The 1637-nt window shown below is 46.4% G+C and carries 1 protein-coding gene; it reads right to left on the reverse strand.

All coding sequences use genetic code 11. The annotated features are described in order from the left end of the window. Nucleotides 1-39: 39 nt before the first annotated feature. Nucleotides 40-1574 (reverse strand): IS3 family transposase gene (locus AB6E30_RS22455; protein WP_372105319.1). Its coding sequence is split into 2 segments (ribosomal slippage): nt 40-1121 and nt 1121-1574, totalling 1536 coding nucleotides; the frame shifts between segments, so codons are not numbered across the junction. Nucleotides 1575-1637 lie beyond the last annotated feature (63 nt).

The following is a 1637-nucleotide window of genomic DNA, read 5'->3' on the forward strand; positions in this document are numbered from 1 at the left end:
CGGTGTTTTTCAAGGTAGTTGTCATCATTTGCTTACTTATTAAGCAGCTTCTCTTTCTGGATTTAGGTGAACGTCACCAACAGGCGCACAGTTCCTGATATCACCAGACCACCGCTCAGGCTTTCGCTGTTTTGCAGCGAGCAATACCTCTACACGACGCTTCAAGATCTCTTTATCTTTTCCATTGTGACGCTCTGAAGGCGTGACGTAATTTAGCTGACTGTGCTTGTGCTCGGTGTTGTACCAGCGTACGAAGGCTTCAACCCAACTTTGGCTACTATCGATTGTTTCAAAGCCCTTCGTTGGCCAGCTTGGCATGTACTTTACCGTGCGGAACAATGACTCAACATACGGGTTATCATCACTGACTCTTGGGCGACTATACGATGAAGTAATACCTAACTCTTCCATTTTGGCTTTGAACGTCAACGACTTCATCGGCGCACCATTATCGGAGTGAAGAACCAGAGCTTGATTGAAGCACTGCTCTCGCATCAACGTTCGTTGCAGAAGTTGTGACGCCAGCTCACCGCATTCATGCTCATACACTTCATAACCAACAATTTTTCGACTGTAGATGTCCTCAATGACATACAGGTAATAATTTTGGCCTCGAACTTTTGAAGGTAAGTAAGTGATATCCCACGTATAGACTTGGTTCGAGTCCGTCGCTGTGTAACTGGTTGGCTTCGCTTGCTTCTGTCTGCTCCGCTGACGACCTCGTTTGTGAAGTTGCCCCTGCGTACTCAACACTCGGTAGTAGCTCGACTCAGAGGCGATATACTCACCTCTATCAAGCAGTGTCGGGACGATTTGAGTTGGAGGCAAGCTTGCAAACTCAGAGCGGTTACACACCTCGATTATCGCATCACGCTCTTCCTGCGACAGCTTGTTAGCAGGCTCAGGTCTGAGGCATATTGGCCTTTTGTCAGCTTGAACTTCACCTTGCTGATACCAGCGACGATACGTTCTCAAGTCGATTTGAACTTCATGGCAAGCTGGCTCTAAACGACACCCGCATTGCTTCGCTTCAAGGATAAGAGTCACTATGGTCTGCCTTTCATCGGTTGAGGTTAGTCGTCCTCTGGCTCTTCCCCGTAAAAGGCTCTCAGCTTTTTTCTTAGTACCAAGAGAGCGGCCGTTTCAGCGAGTGCTTTTTCTTTGAGTCGTAAATCTTTCTTCAACTCTTTGATTTCAAGTTTGTCAGCTTTAGCCTGCTTCTTTGCTTCAGCTTCCTGCTCTTTACTCGACTTAAACCCTTGCATACATTCGCTGCGCCAGCTTTGGATTTGCTCTGGAAAAAGACCTTTTTCACGACAATATTGGCTGAGTTCACTTTCTGTCATTGAGTAGGTTTCAGCGACAATGGCAAGTTTAGTTTGAGCTGACCACTGCTCTGATGAAGTGTTGCTATTTGGCACGGCGGCTCCTGAACGTCTGAGTTGCTGGCGCCAATTATACAGGGTCGCAGTGCTAATTCCTTCCTCTTCCGACACTTCTTTAACTGACATTGAATAGGGAGGTAATAGCTTCTTCAATATAGCTTCTTTTCTTTCTACTGAGATACGAGACACAATTACTCTTTATCGCCCAAACTGGTTAAATTTTAACAGTGACATCTACCCTGCCAGATAGGG

This window comes from Vibrio sp. 10N.247.311.12 (genome assembly GCF_041467515.1).
Classification (GTDB): domain Bacteria; phylum Pseudomonadota; class Gammaproteobacteria; order Enterobacterales; family Vibrionaceae; genus Vibrio; species Vibrio crassostreae_C.